This window comes from Umezawaea tangerina (genome assembly GCF_003002815.1).
Taxonomy (GTDB): Bacteria; Actinomycetota; Actinomycetes; order Mycobacteriales; family Pseudonocardiaceae; genus Umezawaea; species Umezawaea tangerina.
Genome location: NZ_PVTF01000004.1, coordinates 683,859 through 699,740, shown reverse-complemented (window position 1 = coordinate 699,740; position 15,882 = coordinate 683,859). Strand labels below are relative to the sequence as shown.

17 protein-coding genes are annotated in these 15,882 nt (G+C 72.7%); 10 read left to right on the top strand and 7 right to left on the bottom strand.

The window, feature by feature from the left end; translation table 11 throughout:
• Genes CLV43_RS17295 through mnmA form a run of 3 tightly spaced genes read left to right on the top strand, consistent with a single transcriptional unit; the run spans position 1 to position 3,682 of the window.
• The gene (locus CLV43_RS17295; protein ID WP_106188173.1) at positions 1-1,365 is read left to right on the top strand and encodes an MFS transporter; all 1,365 of its coding nucleotides are present in this window, start codon (positions 1-3) and stop codon (positions 1,363-1,365) included.
• 21 nt (positions 1,366-1,386) lie between these two features.
• Positions 1,387-2,589: a cysteine desulfurase family protein gene (locus CLV43_RS17290; RefSeq protein WP_106188172.1), complete on the top strand. Its 1,203-nt coding sequence runs from the start codon at positions 1,387-1,389 to the stop codon at positions 2,587-2,589.
• A gap of 4 nt (positions 2,590-2,593) precedes the next feature.
• Positions 2,594-3,682 (top strand): tRNA 2-thiouridine(34) synthase MnmA, encoded by a 1,089-nt coding sequence (gene mnmA / locus CLV43_RS17285; protein WP_106188171.1) that lies wholly within the window; start codon positions 2,594-2,596, stop codon positions 3,680-3,682.
• Between the two features lie 367 nt (positions 3,683-4,049).
• Here mnmA and CLV43_RS17280 read toward each other — a convergent pair whose 3' ends face one another.
• The 4 genes from CLV43_RS17280 to CLV43_RS17265 all read right to left on the bottom strand — a co-directional run bounded on the left by CLV43_RS17280 (position 4,050) and on the right by CLV43_RS17265 (position 6,565).
• Complete coding sequence (locus CLV43_RS17280; RefSeq protein ID WP_106188170.1) at positions 4,050-4,763, bottom strand: hypothetical protein; 714 nt, start codon at positions 4,761-4,763, stop codon at positions 4,050-4,052.
• A gap of 79 nt (positions 4,764-4,842) precedes the next feature.
• On the bottom strand, positions 4,843-5,157 hold the full coding sequence (locus CLV43_RS17275) for a hypothetical protein (RefSeq protein WP_106188169.1): 315 nt from the start codon (positions 5,155-5,157) through the stop codon (positions 4,843-4,845).
• A gap of 23 nt (positions 5,158-5,180) precedes the next feature.
• Complete coding sequence (locus CLV43_RS17270; protein WP_106188168.1) at positions 5,181-6,056, bottom strand: serine/threonine dehydratase; 876 nt, start codon at positions 6,054-6,056, stop codon at positions 5,181-5,183.
• Positions 6,053-6,565, bottom strand: coding sequence for a DUF6584 family protein (locus CLV43_RS17265; RefSeq protein ID WP_106188167.1), 513 nt, complete (start codon positions 6,563-6,565; stop codon positions 6,053-6,055). Before CLV43_RS17265 ends, CLV43_RS17270 begins: the two co-directional genes overlap by 4 nt.
• A 64-nt stretch (positions 6,566-6,629) precedes the next feature.
• Here CLV43_RS17265 and CLV43_RS17260 point away from each other — a divergent pair, with 64 nt between their 5' ends.
• Both CLV43_RS17260 and CLV43_RS17255 read left to right on the top strand, forming a co-directional pair.
• Positions 6,630-7,844 carry a hypothetical protein gene (locus CLV43_RS17260; protein WP_245886555.1) on the top strand — a complete coding sequence of 405 codons (1,215 nt, stop codon included), beginning with the start codon at positions 6,630-6,632 and terminating at the stop codon, positions 7,842-7,844.
• A 62-nt stretch (positions 7,845-7,906) separates the two neighbouring features.
• Positions 7,907-8,290: a hypothetical protein gene (locus tag CLV43_RS17255; RefSeq protein WP_106188166.1), complete on the top strand. Its 384-nt coding sequence runs from the start codon at positions 7,907-7,909 to the stop codon at positions 8,288-8,290.
• Here CLV43_RS17255 and paaI read toward each other — a convergent pair.
• On the bottom strand, positions 8,287-8,652 hold the full coding sequence (paaI, locus tag CLV43_RS17250; RefSeq protein ID WP_211304402.1) for a hydroxyphenylacetyl-CoA thioesterase PaaI: 366 nt from the start codon (positions 8,650-8,652) through the stop codon (positions 8,287-8,289). The two genes, CLV43_RS17255 and paaI, sit on opposite strands and share 4 nt — an antisense overlap.
• 267 nt (positions 8,653-8,919) lie before the next feature.
• Here paaI and CLV43_RS17245 point away from each other — a divergent pair, with 267 nt between their 5' ends.
• Together CLV43_RS17245 and CLV43_RS17240 are read left to right on the top strand one after the other, a co-directional pair.
• Positions 8,920-9,927, top strand: a complete 1,008-nt coding sequence (locus CLV43_RS17245; protein ID WP_106188164.1) for an aldo/keto reductase — start codon at positions 8,920-8,922, stop codon at positions 9,925-9,927.
• Positions 9,928-9,989: 62 nt separating this feature from the next.
• A complete protein-coding gene (locus CLV43_RS17240; RefSeq protein ID WP_106188163.1) occupies positions 9,990-11,015 on the top strand; it encodes a uroporphyrinogen decarboxylase/cobalamine-independent methonine synthase family protein in 1,026 nt (341 codons plus the stop codon).
• A 127-nt stretch (positions 11,016-11,142) separates the two neighbouring features.
• Here CLV43_RS17240 and CLV43_RS17235 read toward each other — a convergent pair whose 3' ends face one another.
• Positions 11,143-11,646, bottom strand: a complete 504-nt coding sequence (locus CLV43_RS17235) for a GNAT family N-acetyltransferase (protein WP_106188162.1) — start codon at positions 11,644-11,646, stop codon at positions 11,143-11,145.
• Positions 11,647-11,655: 9 nt separating this feature from the next.
• Positions 11,656-12,558 carry a LysR family transcriptional regulator gene (locus CLV43_RS17230; protein ID WP_106188161.1) on the bottom strand — a complete coding sequence of 301 codons (903 nt, stop codon included), beginning with the start codon at positions 12,556-12,558 and terminating at the stop codon, positions 11,656-11,658.
• Between the two features lie 72 nt (positions 12,559-12,630).
• Here CLV43_RS17230 and CLV43_RS17225 point away from each other — a divergent pair, with 72 nt between their 5' ends.
• Genes CLV43_RS17225 through CLV43_RS17215 form a run of 3 tightly spaced genes read left to right on the top strand, consistent with a single transcriptional unit; the run spans position 12,631 to position 15,874 of the window.
• Positions 12,631-13,260, top strand: a complete 630-nt coding sequence (locus CLV43_RS17225; RefSeq protein WP_281262164.1) for a succinate dehydrogenase cytochrome b subunit — start codon at positions 12,631-12,633, stop codon at positions 13,258-13,260.
• Positions 13,260-15,143, top strand: a complete 1,884-nt coding sequence (locus CLV43_RS17220; protein WP_106188160.1) for a fumarate reductase/succinate dehydrogenase flavoprotein subunit — start codon at positions 13,260-13,262, stop codon at positions 15,141-15,143. The genes CLV43_RS17225 and CLV43_RS17220 overlap by 1 nt, the downstream gene beginning before the upstream one ends.
• Positions 15,140-15,874 carry a succinate dehydrogenase/fumarate reductase iron-sulfur subunit gene (locus CLV43_RS17215; RefSeq protein WP_106188159.1) on the top strand — a complete coding sequence of 245 codons (735 nt, stop codon included), beginning with the start codon at positions 15,140-15,142 and terminating at the stop codon, positions 15,872-15,874. The genes CLV43_RS17220 and CLV43_RS17215 overlap by 4 nt, the downstream gene beginning before the upstream one ends.
• Positions 15,875-15,882: the final 8 nt, after the last annotated feature.

Sequence of the window (15,882 nt, the reverse complement as noted above, 5' to 3'; positions counted from 1 at the left end):
GTGACCATCACCGAGAGCGCGGAGAAGAGCAGGCTGTGGGCCCCGGACCGCCGAGGGCCGACCGCGGGGATCGTCCTCCTGGTCACGCTCCTGGCGTTCGAGGCCATGGGCGTCAGCACGGCGATGCCGCGGATGGTCGCGGACCTGCGCGGTGACGAGCTCTACGCCTGGCCGTTCGTCGCGTTCCTGGCCTCCAGCGTGGTCGCGACGGTGGTGTCCGGCCGGTTCTGCGACCTGCGCGGCCCCAAGCCGGTGCTGCTGGCGGGCCCGCTGGTGTTCCTCGCGGGGCTGCTGACCTCGGGGTTCGCCCAGGAGATGGGGATGCTGCTGGCGGGGCGCGTCCTGCAGGGCTTCGGCGCGGGCATGCAGATCGTCGCCATCTACGTCGTGATCGGCCTCGTCTACCCGGAGCGCGACCGGCCCGCCGTGTTCGGCGCCCTGGCCGCGGCGTGGGTCGTGCCGTCGCTGGTCGGCCCGGCGCTCGCCGGGTTCTTCACCGAGCACCTCACCTGGCGGCTGGTGTTCCTCGCACTGGCGCCGCTGGTGCTGATCGGCTTCCTGCTGCTGGTCCCGGTCCTGCGCACGCTGCCGCGGCACGTCGACGGCGCCGTCCCGGCCCGTCGCGGCCTGTTGGCCGCGGCGGTCGGCGGCGGTGCGGGCGTCGCGGCGCTGAGCTGGGCGGCGCAGCACCCGAGCGGGCCGAACCTGGTCCTCGGCCTGGCGGGACTGGCCGTGCTGGTGCCGTCGCTGCTGGTCCTGCTGCCCAAGGGCACGCTGCGCGCGAAGCGCGGCCTCCCGGTGACGGTGCTGGCCCGCGGGATGCTGGCGGGCTCGTTCTTCGCGACCGAGGCGTTCATCCCGCTCACCCTGACCTCCGTGCACGGCTACTCGCCGCTCGCCTCCGGCCTCCCGCTCACGCTGAGCGCGCTCGGCTGGTCGACCGCCTCGATGTGGCAGTCCCGCAGGCCCGACATCCCGCGCGGCACGCTCGTCCGGTGGGGGTTTGTGCTCAACGCCACGGGCATCGCGGGCGTGACGCTGATCGCCCCGACGTGGGGCCCGGCGTGGGCGACGGCGCCGCTGTGGGCCGTCGCGGGCTCCGGCATGGGGCTGGCGATGTCCAGCGTGAGCGTGCTCGTGCTGGCCTCGTCCACCGACGCCGACCGCGGCTTCAACTCCTCCGCGGTGCAGATCAGCGACATGCTGGGGTCCGCGCTGCTGGTCGGCCTCGGCGGTGTCGTGGTCACGACGTTCGCCTCCACCGCCGCCCCGACGGCCGCGATCATCCCGTTCGACCTCGCCATGGCCGCGATCGCGGTCCTCGGCGCCTTCCTCACGGGTGCGCGGACGAAGCCCGTTGGCTGAACGGGCTACCCTGGGAACGCGATGGCCTACCTCGATCATGCCGCCACCACGCCGATGCACCCCGATGCGATCACGGCGATGACGCGGGCTTTGTCCACCCTGGGCAACGCCTCGTCCCTGCACACCTCGGGCAGGCGCGCGCGCCGCGCGGTCGAGGAGGCCCGCGAGGACATCGCGGACGCGCTGGGCGCCCGACCGTCCGAGGTGATCTTCACCGGCGGCGGCACCGAGAGCGACAACCTGGCCGTCAAGGGCGTCTTCTGGGCCCGCCGCGCCGCCGACCCGCGGCGCAGGCGCGTACTGGCCTCCGCCGTGGAGCACCACGCCGTGCTGGACGCGGTGCAGTGGCTCGCCGACCAGGACGGCGCCGAGGTCACCTGGCTCGACACCGACCGGTACGGCCGCGTGCACCCCGACGTGCTGCGCGAGGCGCTGCGGGGCGACGACGTGGCGCTGGTGACGGCGATGTGGGCGAACAACGAGGTCGGCACGATCAACCCGGTCGCCGAGCTGGCCGCCGTCGCCGCCGAGCACGGGGTCCCGTTCCACACCGACGCCGTGCAGGCCGTCGGCGCGGTGCCGGTCGACTTCAAGGACTCCGGCGCGAGCGCGCTGACGATGACCGGCCACAAGGTCGGCGGCCCGTACGGTGTCGGCGTGCTGCTGCTGGGCCGCGACGTGGCGTGCACGCCGCTGCTGCACGGCGGCGGCCAGGAGCGCGACGTGCGCTCCGGCACCCTCGACGTGCCCGCGATCGTCGGTCTCGCCGCGGCCGTGCGACGTGCCGTGGAGGACCAGCCCGCGAACGCCGTCGAGGTGGCCGCGCTGCGCGACGAGCTGATCGCCTCGGTGCGCCGGGTCGTCCCGGACGCCATCGTGAACGGCGACCCCGGCCCGCAGCGGCTGCCGGGCAACGCCCACCTGACCTTCCCCGGCTGCGAGGGCGACAGCCTGCTGATGCTGCTCGACGCCAAGGGCATCGAGTGCTCGACCGGTTCCGCCTGCACCGCGGGTGTCGCCCAGCCGAGCCACGTGCTGCTCGCGATGGACGTCGAACCGGCGCTGTCGCGCGGTTCCCTGCGCTTCTCGCTGGGCCACACGTCCACCGCGCACGACGTGCGCGACCTCGCCGAGGCCATCGGCCCGGTCGTGGAACGCGCGCGCAACGCCGGCCTGGCCGGGATGCGCCGCTCCAAGGGCAAGAACGTCAAGGCGGAGGTGTAGCGGGATGCGGGTGCTCGCGGCGATGAGCGGCGGAGTCGACTCCGCGGTGGCGGCCGCGCGCGCGGTCGAGGCTGGCCACGACGTGACCGGCGTGCACCTCGCGCTGTCCGCCAAGCCCGGCACGCTGCGCACCGGCGCCCGCGGCTGCTGCACCGTCGAGGACGCCCACGACGCCCGCCGCGCCGCCGACCTGATGGGCATCCCGTTCTACGTGTGGGACTTCGCCGAGCGCTTCACCGAGGACGTGGTCGAGGACTTCGTCGCCGAGTACGCGGCGGGCCGCACGCCCAACCCGTGCCTGCGCTGCAACGAGCGCATCAAGTTCGAGGCGCTGCTGGACAAGGCCATCGCCCTCGGCTTCGACGCCGTCTGCACCGGCCACTACGCCCGGCTGTCCGCTGTGGACGGCGTCGTCGAGCTGCGCCGCAGCGCCGACGACGGCAAGGACCAGTCCTACGTCCTCGCCTCGCTCACCCGCGAGCAGCTCTCGCACGCCATGTTCCCCTTGGGCGACAGCACGAAGGCCGCCGTCCGCGCCGAAGCCGCCACCCGCGGTCTCGCCGTCGCCGAGAAGCCGGACAGCCACGACATCTGCTTCATCCCCGACGGCGACACCCAGAAGTTCCTCGGCAACCGCCTCGGCCAGTCCCCTGGCCTGCTCATCGACGACGCCACCGGCGCCGTCCTCGGCCGCCACGCGGGCGTCCACGAGTTCACCATCGGCCAGCGCAAGGGCCTCGGCATCGACGCCCCCGCCCCCGACGGCCGCCCCCGCTACGTCCTCTCGTTGGAACCGGTCTCCGGCAACGTCCGCGTCGGCGCCGCCGAGAAGCTGGCCGTCACCACCATCACCGCCACCCGCCCCTCCTGGCCCTCCGGCACCCCCCTGACCGGCCCCATCGAGTGCGTCGCCCAGGTCCGCGCCCACGGCGGCACCGCCCCCGCCGTCGCCGAACTGGTCGACAACCACCTCCAAATCCACCTACGCACCCCCCTGACCGGCGTAGCCCCCGGCCAAGCCGTCGCCCTCTACCACCCAGACACCAACGGCGACCTAGTCCTGGCCAGCGCCACCATCAACACCACCGCCTAACACCCACAAGCACGAAGCGCCTGCGCTTGCGCTTGCTTTGTCCGACGCGAAGCGAGCTAGCCACCCCCACCACGATGGGCGCAGCCCGCCAGCGCGCATCCGGCGCGGAGCGCCTGGGGCCTCGTCGGCCCCAGCCGATGCCTTGTCGGGCGGAGCCCGATGCCCTGTCGAGCGCAGCTCGATGCTGGCGAAGCCAGATCCCCTCCCGCCCCCGATACACAGCGCCCTCCTGCCCCACCCTTGTTTGTCAAGACAGCTTCACCGTCTTGACAAACAAGGGTGGGGCATTGAGACAATTGCGCGCACGGGGGCCGGGCTTCCCGCTTCAGCAACCCCAAACGCGCCAGAGCCGGGCTTCCCCCAACGCCTACCCCGCCACCAACGACCACCACACCGAGCCGACAACCAGCACCACATACCCCACCGACGCCCACCCGACCACCCGCGTCCGCCGCACCTCGTCCAGCGACGTGAACGTCAACCCCCAAGCCAGCAACGGCAGCACCAGCACCCCGTGCATGGCGACCCCGTGCGCCGGCTTCAAGAACCCCGCACTCCCGTAAGCCTCCGCCACGTGCCCGGTCCGAGACAGGATCGTCCCCCGAGCGATCATCACCGCCCCGAACACCATCGCGGCCAGGAACACCGAAGCCCCCACCTTCACCGCCACCCGCATGCTCGGCGTCAGGTGCCGGGCCCGCAGCGCGGTGACCAGGAACCACACCACCACGAAGATGATCACCCCACCACCGAGCGCCAACCCCGCGGTGATCGCGGTGTCGAACGGCGTCTCGAAGTTGAAGTGCGACGGCACCCCGCGCCAAGCCTGCACCGTGATCCCGGCGACCTCGTACACCGAAGCGGCCGTGAACAACGCCACCACGAATGGCCGCACCCGGATCAGCGTCCCGACCCACACCACGGTCACCAGCGTCAACCCGAACGACAGCCCGAACGTCACCGGTTTGCGCCACGACACCGGCCCCTCCCACGGCCCGCCGTCCACGGCGAACACCAGCAGGTGGAACAGCCCGCTGGTGAACAGCAGGCCACCGACCCAGTACCCGACACGCGTCGTCATGGCACACGATCGTCCTCGCGGCGGACCGCGTCCGCGTCCGCCGTGGAACGTCACCCCCGGCTACGTCAGCGGGCGTACCTCAGTGCGGAACCGACATCGCCGCCGACGCGAACTCCGCCCACCGCGCCGAGTGCGCCTCCGGCAGGCTCACCCAGTCCGGCATCGGCCTGCCCTTGCCCGACGGGTCGAACAGGTGCGTGTCGCCCATCGCCATGGCCTCGGTGTGCGCCTGCGTGCCCTGGCCGAGGCGGCACGCGAGCGCGCCCCCGTGCAGGCAGGCGAACGTCTTGCCCTCGACGTCCTTGAGGGCCGGTTCGCCGAACAGCCTGGAGGTCCGGACCCCGAAGGAGCCGAGCTGGGTGACGAGCCCGTCGAGAACGTCGGTGTCGGTCACCCGCCCAGCGTCCCACCCGCCGGTCAGGGGGTCCAGTCGGTGTTCGCCCCGCACAGGACCACGCACGGCAGGTCGCCGGGCACGGTGCCCGCCAGGAACGCGGCGAACGGCACGGCGGCGGCGGGTTCCACGGCCAGCCGGAACTCCTCCCACAGCCGGTCGCGGGCGGCCAGCAGTTCCGCGTCGGTGACCAGCAGCGACGTGACCGCGGCCGACCTCAGGACCTCGAACGGCACCTCGCCCACGCGGGTCGCGCCCAGCGCGGAGGACGCCACGGACTCGACCGGGCCGTCCACGGGTTCGCCCGCGGCCAGGGCGTTGTGCAGCGCGGAGCAGTTCTCCGGTTCGACGGCCACGGTCAGCCGTCCGTGCGCGGCCGAGGCGATGCCGGCGACCAGCCCGCCGCCGCCGACCGCGACGGCGATCGAGTCCACGGCGGGCAGTTCGGCGACGATCTCCAGCCCGACCGTGCCCTGCCCGGAGACGACCAGCGGGTCGTTGTAGGCCTCCACGTAGGCGCCGTCGTGCTCGCGGGCGGCGGCCGCGGCCTCGGCGTAGGTGGCGCCGTGCCGGATCAGCTTGGCCCCGGCGGCCTCGATCCGCCGCACCTTCCCCTCGGGCGCGGACACGGGCACGTACACCGTCGCCGCCACCCCCAGCAGCTGCGCGGCCCGCGCCACGCCCAGTCCGTGGTTGCCGCCGGACGCGGTGACCACGTGGTCGACCGGCGGTCCGGCGAGCAGGGTGTTCAGCGCGCCCCGGATCTTGAACGACCCGGTCAGCTGCAGGTGTTCCAGCTTCAGCACAAGCGGTCGGCCGTCCACCTCGACGCGCCACAGCGGGGTGCGGCGGGCGTACGGGCGGATGCGTTCGGCGGCGGCCGCGACGTCGATGGTCATGCCACCAGCATGCGGTACCCGAACCGCACGACGGTGATGGCGCCTATCACCACGAGCAGCGCCATGACCGCGAGCCCGAGCGCCATCAGCGCGCAGGTGACCCACGACCGGCCGGGCTCCACCTGCTCCGCGGCGGTCAGCTCGTCCTGGATCTGCTCGGTCGCCGCCCGGTGCACGGCCATCAGCCGCGTCCGCGCGGTCTCGGTGTCCGCCGCGTTCTCGCCGCCCACCCAGTTCAACGCCGTCAGCCGCGCCACCGGCGTCTTGTAGGCGTGCTCGAACGCGATCACCTCGACGTCGTCGCGCACCTCGGACAGGTAGCTCCAGCGACCGGCCTGCACGGTGTTGCCGAGCACCCGGTACACGGCCGCGAGCTTGTCGCGGAGGTCCAGCCTGGTGGGGTAGCTCCCGACCAGTCCGGCCAGCCTCTGGCGGGCGCGCAGGACACTGGCCAGGTCCCCGCGTGCGAGCTCCTCGGTCGCTCGGTGCAGCGTCACCTCGACTGGCATGGGCCACATGCTCTCAAGCCGCGCAATAGAGTGCCGATTGTTCGCCCGATCGTAGGATTGTGCGGTGTTGTCCACGATGGTCGTCTCGTTCGGTTTCGCCTGGTGGCTCGGGCTTTACCTGCTGGCGCGCGACGTTCGCAAGCCAGTCCTGCACCGAACGGCCGCTGGACTGCTCGCCTACGCGGTGGTAGTCGCGTTCGACCTGGCGCCGTCGGTGCTGGTCGCGGTGCCCGCGGTGGCGTGGACCGGCACCATCGCCTGCTGGCTGCCCGCGCGCTTCGACCGCTGGTGGAAGCTCGGGGCGCTGCCGGTGCTGGCGCTGTCGGCCTTCTCGCCGCTCGTCGCCGCGGTGCCGCTGGTGGCCGCGTTCGGGCTCTTCCTGCGCCACCGGCCCGCCCGCGTCGGCGGTGTCGTGGCCGCGGCGACGCTCGTGTTCGCGATGGGCGACGGGTTGCTGCTGCTGGGGTTCGACCTGCTGCCGCGGCAGGTGCTGCTCGCGGGCGTCGGGTTCGACCTGGTGCTGCTGGGCATCGCGGTCGCGGTGGCCGACGCGTTCCACGAGGGCGAGGCCGTGCGGGCGGACATGGTGCGGTCGCTGGTCGTGTCGCTGGGCACGGCGTTCCTGTTCGGCGGCCAGGTCGCGCTGTTCATGCTCCGCCCCGACTCCCACCTCGAACCGCTGCTGTTCGGCACGGTCGCCGCGGCCGTCGCCGTGCAGGTGTTCGCCAGCCCGCTCGCCGCGGCGGTGGACAGGGTGGCGTTGCCGGGGCTGGCCAAGGACCGCGCCGAGCTCCGCGAGGTCGTCGACGCGCTGCCCCGCCGGGACCCGTTGGCGGACCTGGACGAGGCCGAGTTCACCCGGCTCACCCGCAGGGCGCTGAGCGGCTACGGCGACCTGGGCAAGCTGGTCGCCAGCCCGTTGACGAACCTGCCGGTGATCAAGGCCAGGCTGGCGGCGCGGGGTGCGGCGGACCAGCCGGTCGAGCGGGCGGTGGAGCTGAAGGCGCTGCTGCTGGAGAGCGTGCTGCGGTTGAAGCCGAAGGACGGGGACTTCGGCACGAGCGACGAGTGGCGGCACTACAACGCGCTGTACTTCTACTACGTGGCGGGAATCCGGCCCTACAGCGCGCGGACCAAGCGCGAGGACCTGGACCCGGACTCGAAGAAGGCGCTGGCGTGGTTCGTCGGGCAGGTGCCGGAGCGGACCCTGCACAACTGGCAGAACGCCGGGGCGAAACTGGTGGCCGCGGACCTGTTGGCGCAGTTCGAGCGCCGCTGACCGGCAGTGCTCGGCAGTGTTGGGCGTGGTCTCGGCAGTGCCCGCGGCCGCAGGGTCGGGGCATGGCAAACACCGATCGACTGCTCCGGTTCGCACTCAGGCTCGACGGCGTCGCGTCCGCCGGACTCGGCCTGCTCACCCTCCCGTTCGGCACCGCGCTGGGCCTGCCGTCACCCGTCGCGCTCGGTCTCGGCGCGTTCCTGGTCGCCTACGGCGCCGGGGTGTTCCTCGTGGGCACCCGGCCCGTGGTCAACCGCACCGTCGTCAAGGTCGTGGTCCTCGGCAACGTTCTGTGGGCCGTGGACAGCGCGCTGACGGTCGAGCTGGGGTGGTTCCCGCTCACGACGGCGGGCGTCGTCCTGGTGGTGCTGCAGGCCGTCGCCGTGGCCGGGTTCGCCGCGCTCCAGGTGTTCGGGCTCAACGCCGCGGCACGGGTCGACGCCTAGCGCAACGTGCGGCTGCGGCCGCGGAACTCCGCGACGACCTGGTCGCCCCGCCGGACGGTGATGTCGTAGATGCCGCTGCGGCCGTAGGACGTGCGCTCGACGGCGTCGGCGACCAGGTCGTCGCCCTCGTGCACCGGGGCGATGAAGTCGATCTCCGCCTGGGCGGCGACCGTGACCGAGCCCTCCCGGTTGCAGGCGCAGGCGAAGGCGCTGTCGGCGAGGAGGAACACGTACCCGCCGTGGCCGATGCCGTGGCCGTTCACCATCCGCGCGGTGATCGTCATCGACAGCCGCGCGGTGCCCTCGGCGAGGTGCAGGAGCTTGATGCCGAGGCTGGTGGAGGCGACGTCGGCCGCGAACATCTCCGCTGGTCCCATCACCGCACCCTGCCACACCGGTGCGGGAGCGGGGGGAAGGAGGTCGGGGAGTGGTGCGGGAGCGCGGGGCGCGACGCGCTCCCACACCACGATCCGGGGGCGCTCGACAACCGCGAGCGCCGACATCGTGACGGTATGTGGTCTACACCACTCCCGTCAATGGGTCTAGACCTCTCGCTTTGCCGAGGGTCGCTCACGTGCGTGGGGTGGGCTGTTCGCGGACCCCCGCGGCGAATCCGCGAGACTGTTTCGATGGCCGAGCAGAGCAGCACCACGATCACCAGACGTCCACTGGGGAGCCAGGGCCTCCTCGTCTCGACCCAGGGCCTCGGCTGCATGGGGATGAGCGCGGCCTACGGCGCGCGCGACGACGAGGAGTCGACCGCGACCGTGCACCGCGCGCTCGACCTGGGCATCACGTTCCTGGACACCGCGGAGGCCTACGGGCCGTTCACCAACGAGATCCTGGTCGGCAAGGCCATCGCCGGGCGCCGCGAGGAGGTGCAGCTGGCCACGAAGTTCGCGACCGAGTTCGACGACGACGGCACCCGGCACGCCGTCAACGGCCGCCCCGAGTACGCGCACCGCGCCATCGACCGCTCGCTGCGCCACCTCGGCACCGACTACGTCGACCTCTACTACCTGCACCGCGTCGACCCGGACGTCCCCATCGAGGACACGATGGACGCGATGGCGGACATGTTCATGGCGGGCAAGATCCGCTACGTCGGCCTGTCCGAGGTCTCGCCCGAGACGATCCGGCGCGCCCACCTCATCCACCCGATCACGGCGGTGCAGTCGGAGTACTCGCTGTTCGCCCGCGGCCCGGAGCTCGACGGCGTGCTGCGGACGTGCCGCGAGCTCGGCATCGGGTTCGTCCCCTACTCGCCGCTCGGCCGCGGCTTCCTGACCGGCGAGATCACCTCGGTGGACGACCTCGCCCCGGACGACGCCCGGCGCGGCCTGCCGTGGTTCTCGCCGGAGAACATCGCCCGCAACGTGGCGGTCGTCGAGGTGCTCAAGACGTTGGCGGAGGCCAAGGGCGTGACCGCGAGCCAGCTCGCGCTGGCCTGGGTGCTGGCCCAGGACACCGTCCCGATCCCCGGCACCAAGCGCCGCCGCTGGCTGGAGGAGAACGCCGCCGCGGCCTCGGTCAAGCTCACCACCGCCGACCTCGCCGCGATCGACAAGGCCGCCCCGCACGGCGTCGCCGCGGGCGAGCGCAACACCCCGCAGGGCCTGGCCACGACCAACCGCTGACCCGGTGGGCGGCGGCAGGGCACCCGGCCCGCCGCCGCACGCCCCGGTGGGAGACTGGCGCGGTGAACACGACCCCTTGGAAACCGGGCTCCGCCACCGGCATCGGCTCACTGCCCGGCACGGATCCGCACGAGGCGTCACGCATCGTCCTCGGCGAGCTGCCCCTGCTGCCGCACCTGCCCGAGCTGCCCGACCGCGGGGTGGGCGCCGACATCGTCGGCCGCACCGCCGGGCTGCTCGTCGACATCCCGGTCGAGGTCGTCCCGTCGGGCTACCGGGTCACCGCCCACCCCGGCCGCGACCACCGCCGGGCCGTCGACCTGATGCGGTACGACCTGGACGCGTTCGAGGAGGCGTTCGAGGGCACGAACCTGCGCGCGGAGGTCGTCAAGATCCAGGTCGCCGGGCCGTGGACGCTGATGTCCAACGTCGAGCTGGTGCGCGGCCACCGGGTGCTCACGGATCCGGGCGCGGTCAAGGAGTTCACCGAGTCGCTGGCCGAGGGCCTGCGGCTGCACATCGCCGAGGTCGTCAAGCGGACCGGCGCGCAGGTGGTCGTGCAGCTGGACGAGCCCGGTCTGCCCGCCGTGCTGGAGGGACTGCTGCCGACGCCGTCGAAGCTCGGCACCGTCCGCGCGGTCCCCGCACCGGACGCCCGCGACGTGCTGGCGACGATCGTCGAGGCCGCGGGCCCCGGCGTGATCGTCCACTGCTGCGCCCCGAAACCGCCCGTGACGCTGCTCCGCGAGGCCGGTGCCGCCGCCGTCGCGCTGGACGTGTCGCTGCTGCGCGGCGCGGGCCCGGCCGTGCTGGACGAGCTGGGCGAGGCCTGGCAGGCGGGCACGTCGTTGTGGCTGGGGCTGGTGCCGAGCACCGACCCCGGCACCGAGGTGACCCTGCGCAAGATGGCCAAGCCCGCCCTGGAACTGGCCGACCGCCTCGGTTTCCCGCGCACCGTCCTGAGCGGACTCGCGCTGCCCACGCCGTCGTGCGGGCTGGCGGGCGCGTCCGACAAGTGGGTCCGGCGGGCGCTGGCCCTGACCCGCGACCTCGGCAAGGCGTTCCTGGAGCCGCCCGAGGACTGGTGACGCGGAGGTCTGGTCACCCCGGCGCCCGGTCCCGGTGCGACGTTCGCCGTGCTGGACCGGGCGGGCCGGACCGCGCTGAACCTGCACAACACCGGCGCCCTGGCCCACGCGGACCCGTTCACCGACCTCACATCCGTTCGAACGGCTCCGCGTACCGGAACTGCCCGCGCAGCGAGGGCCGGTGGGCGCTCAACGCCCGCACCTGGAAGTGGGGCGCCCACCCGGCCTCCGGCGGCACGATCCCGTGCGCCTCGGCGAGCTCGAACCCGAAGCGCGAGTAGTAGCCGGGATCGCCCAGCAGCACCACCAGCGGCTCGTCGAGCGCGTCGGCGGCCCCCAGCACGGTGTGCACCAACGCCTTGCCGACCCCGGCGCGCTGGTGCGACGGCAGCACGCTCAACGGCCCCAACCCCAGCACCGGTTCACCCGAAAGTGTCGCCCGTGTGCACACGACGTGCCCCACGACGGCCTGGTCCGCGACCGCCACCAGCGACAGCGCGGGGATCCACCCGGCGTCCGCCCGCAGCCGGTCGACCAGCACCGCCTCCCCACCGGGGCGAGCGGCGAACGCCGCCTCCGTCACCGATCGGATCACGTCCACGTCACCGGGCACCTCGCGTCGAATCAGCACGCGCGCACCCTAGTTCTCCAGCAGCCGGACCCCCGAAGGCATTTCCGCCACCCGCAGGTACTCCAGCAGCACCGCGCGGAACGCCCGCGCCGCCCCGGTGGGCGCCACGTCGGTCCGGTGCGCCAACGCGATCGTCCGCCGCGCCCCCGGCCGCGCCAGCGGGGTCCCGTGCAGCAGCGGCCGGGTCGCCAGCACCATGCTGGGCACCAGCGCGACCCCCAGCCCGGCCTCCACGAACCGCAGCACGGCGTCCATCTCGCCGCCCTCCACCGAGAACCGCGGCTCGAACCCCGCCGCGTGGCACGCGGCGACGGTCGTCTCCCACAGGTCGTACCCCTCGCGGAACATCACCATCGGCTCGTCCCGCAGGTCGGCCAGCCGCACCCGGTCGCGGCCCAGCGGCGTGGCCGACGCCACGACCAGCTCCTCGTCCAGCAGCGGCACGGCGGTCAGCGACAGCCCCGGCGACACGATGACCAGCGCCAGGTCCAGCGCCCCCGCGGTGAGGTCCCGTTCCAGGTCGCGCGACCCGTTCTCGGTGACCAGCAGCCGGATCCCCGGATAGGCGTCGTGGTAGCGCTTCAGCACGTCCGCGAACAGCGACCCGCACAGGCTCGGCGGCGCGCCGACCCGCACCCGGCCGCTGCGCAGCCCGACCAGCTCGGCCACCTCCAGGTGCGCGGTGTCCACATCGGACAGGATCCGCAGCGCGATCGGCAGCAGCGCCTCGCCCGCCGGGGTCAGGGCGACGTTGCCGCGGGCCCGGCTGAACAGCTCCGCGCCCAGCTCCTTCTCCAGCGCCTGGATCTGCTTGCTCAGTGAGGGTTGTGCCACATGCGCCTGCTCGGCGGCCCTGGTGAAGTGCCGCGTCCTGGCCACTGCCAGGAAGTACGAGAGCTGCTGGAGCGTCATAGTCCGAGGCTATCGAACCAAGGCTTATGATGTATTGGACGACTCGTCGAAACCGCGCCTAGCGTCGCTGACGTGCAAACACTCCGCCTGTACCGGTCGACGGTCGGCAAGAAGGCCGTCATGGCCGTCACCGGCGTCGGCCTGCTGCTGTTCGTCGTCGGCCACATGGTCGGCAACCTGGCGATCTTCTCCGGACCGGCCGCGATCGACGGCTACGCGGCCTGGCTGCGCGAGATCGGCGTCGTCTGGCCGCTGCGGTTCGGGCTGCTGCTCTGCGTGGGCCTGCACATGGTCGTCGCTATCCAGCTGGCCCGCCGGGCGCGCAAGGCGCGGCCGGTCGGGTACGAGCACGGGCGCAGGCCGCAGAGCTACGCGGCCCGCACGATGCGCTGGGGCGGCGTGGTCATCGCGCTGTTCGTGGTCTACCACCTGCTCGACCTCACGGCGGGCGTCGCGAACCCGCACGGCGTCCAGGGCGAGGTCTACAACAACCTCGTCGCCGACTTCCGGCTCTGGTACGTCGTCCTGGCCTACACCGTCGCCGTCCTGGCGCTGGGCCTGCACATCCGGCACGGCGCGTGGAGCGCGTTGCAGAGCCTCGGCGTCACGGCGCCGCGCGGCATCGCGCTGGTCGTCGCCACCGCGATCTGCGCCGGTTACCTGTCCGTCCCCGCGGCGGTCGTCCTGGGAGTGGTGAGCTGATGTACACCGAAGGCACCCCGATCGCCGACACCAAGGCCCCGTCCGGGCCGATCGAGAACCGCTGGGAGCAGCGGCGGCTCGGCGCGCGGCTGGTCAACCCGGCCAACAAGCGGAAGCTGTCGGTGATCGTCGTCGGCACCGGGCTGGCGGGGGCGTCGGCCGCCGCGTCGCTCGGCGAGCTCGGCTACCGGGTCACGTCGTTCTGCTACCAGGACAGCCCGCGCCGGGCGCACAGCATCGCGGCGCAGGGCGGGATCAACGCGGCGAAGAACTACCGCAACGACGGCGACAGCGTGCGGCGGCTGTTCCAGGACACGGTGAAGGGCGGCGACTTCCGGTCGCGCGAGTCCAACGTGCACCGGCTGGCGGAGCTGAGCGTGCGGATCATCGACCAGTGCGTGGCCCAGGGCGTGCCGTTCGCCCGCGAGTACGGAGGGCTGCTGGACACCCGGTCGTTCGGCGGGGCGCAGGTGTCCCGCACGTTCTACGCCCGCGGCCAGACCGGGCAGCAGCTCCTGCTCGGCGCCTACCAGGCGATGGCGCGGCAGATCGCCGCCGGGACCGTCACCTCCCACCCGCGCACCGAGATGCTCGACCTGGTCGTGCACGACGGCCGCGCCCGCGGCGTCGTGGTGCGGGACCTGGTGACCGGGCAGGTCTCCGCGCACACCGCCGACGCCGTCGTGCTCGCGACCGGCGGCTACGGCAACGTGTTCCACCTGTCCACCAACGCCAAGGGCTGCAACACCACCGCGATCTGGCGGGCGCACCGGCGGGGCGCGCTGTTCGCGAACCCGTGCTTCACCCAGATCCACCCGACGTGCATCCCGATCTCCGGCGAGCACCAGTCGAAGCTGACCCTGATGAGCGAGTCGCTGCGCAACGACGGCCGGGTGTGGGTGCCGTCGGTCAAGGACGACCCGCGCCCGCCCAACGACATCCCCGAGGCCGAGCGGGACTACTACCTGGAGCGGATGTACCCGAGCTTCGGCAACCTCGTCCCGCGCGACATCGCCTCGCGGGCGGCCAAGAACATCTCCGACGAGCGCAAGGGCGTGTACCTGGACTTCGCCGACGCCATCGCGCGGCTCGGCCGCGACGTCGTGGAAGCCCGCTACGGCAACCTGTTCGAGATGTACCAGCGGATCACCGGCGAGGATCCCTACACCGCGCCGATGCGGATCTACCCGGCCGTGCACTACACGATGGGCGGGCTGTGGGTCGACTACGACCTGCGCAGCACCATCCCCGGCCTGTTCGTGATCGGCGAGGCCAACTTCTCCGACCACGGCGCCAACAGGCTGGGCGCCAGCGCGTTGATGCAGGGCCTCGCGGACGGCTACTTCGTGCTGCCCGGCACCATCGGCGACTACCTGGTAGACGGGCCGTTCGAGGCGTTCACGGCGACGACCACCGAGGTCGAGGACCGCGTGGCGGCGCTGCTGGCCGTGCGGGGGGACCGCACGGCCGAGTCGTTCCACCGGGAGCTCGGCAGGCTGATGTGGGACGAGTGCGGCATGGAACGCGACGAGGCGGGCCTGCGCAAGGCCCTCGACCGCATCCCGGAGCTGCGCGCGGAGTTCTGGCGGCGGGTCAGGGTGACCGGAACCGGGGAGCAGCTGAACCAGGAGCTGGAGAAGGCGGGACGGGTGGCCGACTTCCTGGAGCTGGCCGAGCTGATGTGCGTGGACGCGCTGCACCGCACCGAGTCCTGCGGCGGCCACTTCCGGTCCGAGAGCCAGACCCCCGACGGCGAGGCGCTGCGCGACGACGAGCACTTCGCCTACGTGGCCGCGTGGGAGTACACCGGCGCGGAACCCGTGCTGCACAAGGAACGACTCGACTTCGAGCACGTGCGACCCAGCACGAGGAGCTACAAGTGAAGCTGACCCTGCGGATCTGGCGCCAGTCCGGCCCGACCGGCGCCCTCGTCACCTACCCGCTGGACGACCTGTCGCCGGACATGTCGTTCCTGGAGATGCTCGACGTCCTCAACGAGTCGCTGGTGCTGCGCGGCGAGGAGCCCGTGGCGTTCGACCACGACTGCCGCGAGGGCATCTGCGGCATGTGCGGGCTGATGATCAACGGTGTCGCGCACGGCCCGGAGAAGGCCACCACGGCCTGCCAGCTGCACCTGCGGCACTTCCGCGACGGCGACACGGTCACCGTGGAGCCGTGGCGCGCCAAGCCGTTCCCGGTCCTGCGCGACCTCGTCGTCGACCGCTCCGCGCTGGACCGCATCGTCGAGTCCGGCGGCTACATCAGCGCCCCCACCGGCAGCGCCCCCGACGCGCACGCCACCCCGGTGCCCAAGCAGGCCGCCGACACCGCGTTCACCTCCGCGGCCTGCATCGGCTGCGGCGCCTGCGTCGCGGCCTGCCCCAACGGCTCCGCGATGCTCTTCACCGCCGCCAAGGCCACCCACCTCGGCTCCCTGCCCCAGGGCCAACCGGAACGCTGGACCCGTGCGCAGGACATGGTCCAGGCCCACGACGACCTCGGGTTCGGCGGCTGCACGAACGCGGGCGAGTGCATCCCGGCCTGCCCCAAGGGCATCCCGCTGACCACGATCGCCCAGCTCAACCGCGACCTCCTGCGTTCCCACCTCCGCTGATCCGGGGT